The organism is Microcoleus sp. D2_18a_D3, from assembly GCF_036702455.1.
Classification (GTDB): Bacteria; Cyanobacteriota; Cyanobacteriia; order Cyanobacteriales; family Microcoleaceae; genus Microcoleus.
The window spans coordinates 1-4,935 of sequence record NZ_JAUBTK010000174.1; the positions used below are offsets into that span (position 1 = coordinate 1).

General features: G+C 50.5%; 3 protein-coding genes. 2 read left to right on the forward strand and 1 reads right to left on the reverse strand.

From position 1 onward, the window contains the following. The coding region (locus QUB06_RS34075) for an eIF2A-related protein (protein WP_445251450.1) at positions 1-2,849 on the forward strand (2,849 nt) is incomplete at its 5' end. Positions 2,850-2,874: 25 nt separating this feature from the next. Here the strand turns inward: QUB06_RS34075 and QUB06_RS34080 are convergent. Then, positions 2,875-3,009 (reverse strand): hypothetical protein, encoded by a 135-nt coding sequence (locus tag QUB06_RS34080; RefSeq protein WP_333439205.1) that lies wholly within the window; start codon positions 3,007-3,009, stop codon positions 2,875-2,877. A gap of 168 nt (positions 3,010-3,177) precedes the next feature. Here QUB06_RS34080 and QUB06_RS34085 point away from each other — a divergent pair, with 168 nt between their 5' ends. Next, positions 3,178-4,866, forward strand: a complete 1,689-nt coding sequence (locus QUB06_RS34085) for a toll/interleukin-1 receptor domain-containing protein (RefSeq protein WP_333439207.1) — start codon at positions 3,178-3,180, stop codon at positions 4,864-4,866. The last annotated feature ends 69 nt before the right edge of the window (positions 4,867-4,935 follow it).

Here is a 4,935-nt window from a genome sequence, read left to right on the forward strand (position 1 = left end):
CCGAAAGTAGCGCCGAAAAACGCAAAAATAAGATGCTATTAAGGGGAGCCGTCGTGGGTGCGCTCTCGATCATGACATTTGCCACTATTGTCGCAACATTTGGGAAACTAGAGGCGGACAAGCAAACTCAAGTAGCGCAAGATCAAAAGAAGATCGCCCAAACGCAAACTAAAGAAGCGCAAGATCAAAAAAAGATCGCCGAGTTAGAGGAAAATGCTGGCCGCGTGCAGACTTTGCTCAATGCCGATCCCGTAGAGGCACTCATTCGGGCAATTAAAGCCACAGATGAAAGCTTCGCTGCATCGCCCGAGGTTCGCGGGCAGACGTTTTCCCAAGTGCAGTCTAGCTTGCGCGATGCCGCCGGAGATGCCAGAGAGCGCAATCTCCTGACAGCAGACGCATATGGAGTCAACTCATCAGCGTTGAGTCCAGACGGCAAAACCCTCGCGAGTGCGGGTTATGACGGGATGATTCACCTGTGGGATACGGACGGCTATCCCACCCATCAACAGATCGAGCCGTTGCCCAATGGGCTTAAAACCGCCCTCAATTCCGTGGCCTGGAGCCCAGACGGCAAAACGATCGTCAGTGGCGATGATAAGGGGACGATTCGCTTGTGGAATATCTCTGGTAAGCTCATCAAAGGCTTCAAAGGGCATCAAGGCGAGGTCTCGTCAATCCGATTTAGCCCCGATGGCCTCACGATCGTCAGTGGTAGCGGCGACGGGACGATTGGCCTGTGGAACACGGATGGCAATCGGGTCCGTAAACCCTTCAAAGCGCATAAGGATGGGGTTCGATCGATCGCATTGAGTCCCGATGGAACAACCATCGTCAGTGGCGGCAAGGACAAAACGGTTCGTTTGTGGACTCGTCAGGGTCAACTCATTGGTCAACCTTGGACGGGGCATCAGGAGGCGGTCACGTCAGTGGCCTGGAGCCGCAATGGCAAAACCATTGCCAGTGGCAGCTATGACGGGCGAATTCGTTTGTGGAACACCTCGGGAAAACCCATCGGTCAACCCTTCAAAGGGCATGAGGGTGCGCCGATTCGGTCACTCGCATTTAGTCCCAAGGGTAGCGTCATCGTCAGTGGGGGCGGGGATGGAAGCATTTCTCTTTGGGATCGGGAGGGGAATCCTGTCCTGAGTCATCCCCTCATCGGGCACCTGGATGCAGTCAGATCCGTGGCATTTAGCCCCGATGGCAAAACCATTTTCAGTGGTAGCTGGGACGGGACGATTCGTCTGTGGGATACGGACGGCGACCTCATCGCTCCACCCTTCACCCAGGACGCTCCAGTATTATCAGCGGCATTGAGCCCCGATGGCAAAAAGATCGTCACTGGTAGCTATGACGGGACGATTCGCCTGTGGAATACTTCTGGCAAGCCCATCGGTCAGCCCTTTAAAGCACATCAAGAGCGGGTCTTTTCAGTGGCATGGAGTCCAGACGGCAAAACGATTGTCAGTGGTAGCGATGACAAGACAATTCGCCTGTGGAATACTTCTGGCAAGCCCATCGGTCAACCCTTTAAAGGACATCAAAGTGTGGTCTCTTCAGTGGCATGGAGTCCAGACGGCAAAACCATTGCCAGTGGTAGCTGGGACAGTACAATTCGCCTGTGGAAGACTTCAGGCAAGCCCATCGGTGAACCCTTTACAGGACATAAACAGACGGTCAACTCCGTGGCCTGGAGCCCGGACGGCAAAAAAATCGTCAGCGGTGCCTATGGCGGGAAAGTTCGCCTGTGGAAGATTTCTGGCGAGCCCATCGGTGAACCCTTTCAAGGGCATAAGAAGGAGGTCTTCTCGGCGGTATTTAGCCCGGATGGCAAAATGATCGTCAGTGGCAGCGCGGACAATACAATTCGCCTGTGGGATACTTCAGGCAAAACCATCGGTAAACCCTTTAGAAGACACACCAATTCAATCCGCTCAGTGCAATTTAGCCCGGATGGCAAAACCATTGCCAGCGGTAGTGACGATAAGACCATTCGCTTGTGGGACACGAACGGTCAACCCATCGGTCAGCCCCTCAAGGGACATACGCAGACAGTCACTTCAGTTGCGTTTAGCCCGGACGGTAAAACCATTATCAGCGGCAGTGAGGATAAGACTCTTCGCCTCTGGCGCCCTGGCACTTGGCAAGATTGGCTGAAGACGGCGTGCAACCGAATAATTTTACATCCCGCTTTAGTCGCGCCCCAAACGCAGTTTGGTGAGGATACGGAAATGCTCTCCGTGGCGAAACACGCGGGGGAAACCTGTCAAAGGCTGGCCTGGAACCCTGAGCAAAACGCCGAGTTTTTAGTCAATCGAGGTCGATCGATCGCGCAGCAAGGCGATTTCAGCCAAGCCATCGCGACATTCCAACAGGCCAAGAAATTATCGCCCAAGATTAAGGTGCCAGCAGAGGACGAGGTTAAACGGTGGGCTGCGGGCGGTTCGATCGAACAAGGGGAAAACCTAGTCAAAGAGGGTAAAGTTCAGGAAGCAGTGGATGCCTTCTTGAAAGCAAAGCAGTTCGAGGCAACCTGGAAGATCCCTCAAGACTCTTGGGATACGCTGTGTTGGTACGGTGCCCTGCACGGAGGGGCAAAGACCGTGATCTCGGCGTGCGATACGGCGGTGGCACTTGCACCGGGCAATGGCGACTTTCGAGATAGTCGTGGGGTGGCCCGGGCGCTGACGGGGGATACGCCAGGGGCGATCGCAGATTTTCAAGCGTTTATCAAAGCCCCTGGCGTATCGCCCGAACGCAAAAAAAGGCGGCAAGGCTGGATTGATGCCCTGAAAAAGGGTGAGAATCCGTTTACGAAGAAGGAGATCGCTTACTTGTTGTCATGAGTTCAGGGGGAACAGTTATCAGTTATCAGTCAACAGTCAACTCAATTGACTGTTGACTGTTGGCTGTTGGCTGTTGACTGTTGGCTGTTGGCTGTTGACTGTTGGCTGTTGACGGTTGGATGAAGTCAAAAAAGTTGTCACCAACCAGGTCAAGAAGCAACCTGAATTCCCTGGGAGGAACCTGTTGTCTATCCTTGTCTACCAAAAGGCTTTAATTGACTTGAAAGATGCCTTGCAAAACTCACCCTCAAGCGGGCTTATAGCAAGGCCGAAATCTTGAATTCATAACTGTATTCAGCAACGCCCCTCATTTACCTATCCCTTCCTCATGAAAACAAATTTTGACGCTTTTATCTCTTACGGACGCGCAGACAGCTTAGCTTTCGGCAGAAAGTTATACGATCGATTGAAAGAACAAGGATTGAATATTTGGTTCGACCAAAACGATATTCCCCTGGGAGTCGATTTCCAAAATCAAATTGACGACGGCATCGAAAAAGCAAACAACTTCTTATTTATCATCGCACCGCATTCGATCAACTCGCCTTATTGCGGCAAGGAAATCGAACTGGCGATTCGGCGCAACAAACGGATAATTCCTTTACTGCACGTCCCAGAGATCGATCGAGAGATTTGGCAGCAGCGAAAACCCCAGGGAACCGACGAGGAATGGGAAGCCTACAAAGCCAAAGGATTGCATTCGAGTTTTAACAATATGCACCCGGCTATAGGCAAAATCAACTGGGTGTATTTTCGCGAGGGAATTGATGACTTCGATAAATCTTTAACCGGATTACTTGAATTATTAAACCGCCACGCCGAGTATGTAGAAAAGCATACGCAATTGTTAACCAAAGCCTTAGAGTGGGAACGGCAGCAAAAACAACATCGATGGTTGTTAGTCGGCGATGAGAAAAAGCAAGCCGAATCTTGGTTGAAAATCCGGTTTAAAGATGAACAACCGCCTTGTTTTCCAGCACATTTGCATTGCGAATACATTACTGAAAGCATCAAGAATGCCAACAACTTGATGACTCAGGTGTTTGTGTCCTATGCCGAGCCAGATAAGGCGAAAATGGAGAAAATTTGCAACAGTTTGAGGCGAGAAAGTTTGACGGTTTGGACGAAGACCACCGATATTCAAACCGGGGAAGCCTTTGAGGCGGCGATTCAGCGGGGAATCGAACAGGCAGATAATCTGGTGTATCTGCTCTCTCCAGACGCGATCGATTCGCATTTTGCTCGGAAAGAATTAGAGATTGCATTATCACTTAACAAGCGAATTATTCCCATTTTAGTGCGAGAAACCTCAGCGGAACAGATTCCAAATGCGCTGCGAAATTTGCAATATATCGACCTCACCGACAACGTACAAGAAGACGATTACTTGCTCGATGAAAGTCAATTGCTGAAGATTTTGCATCAAGATGAGGCTTACTATAACGAGCATAAGGTTTTGTTGACCAAAGCACTGAAGTGGGAGCGACAGCACAAGAATCCCAGTATTCTGCTGCGAGGCTATAACTTGCGAAGTGCCGAGGCGTGGTTGAAGGTGGCGCAGAAACGATCGCAGCATCCACCTACGCCGTTGCAAGAAGAATTTATTGCTGAAAGTTTGCGGCAACCGCCTGCAGAGTCGCTCGATGTGTTTATTTCCTATTCTCGTGCGGATTCGGATTTAGCTAGAAAGTTGAACGAGGAACTGCAACTTCAGGGAAAAACGACCTGGTTCGATCAGGAAAGTATTGCATCGGGCGCAGATTTTGCCCAGGAGATTCACCAGGGCATTCAAGTCTGCGATAACTTTCTATTTATTCTCTCACCCCGATCGGTCACTTCTCCCTATTGTGCGGCGGAGGTTGAGTATGCCGCTGGGTTGAATAAACGGTTTGTCACGGTGCTGCATCAGCCGATCGCTCCAGCCGAACTGCATCCAGAGTTAGCCAAGGTACAGTGGATTGATTTCAATCAAAACGATCGGGATTTTAATGCCAATTTCAACCAATTAGCAGGGTAAGCTCATCTAATTTGGTATAAATTGTACTTGACAAAACAAACAAAATACACAGGAGAACCCGCTCGTCAT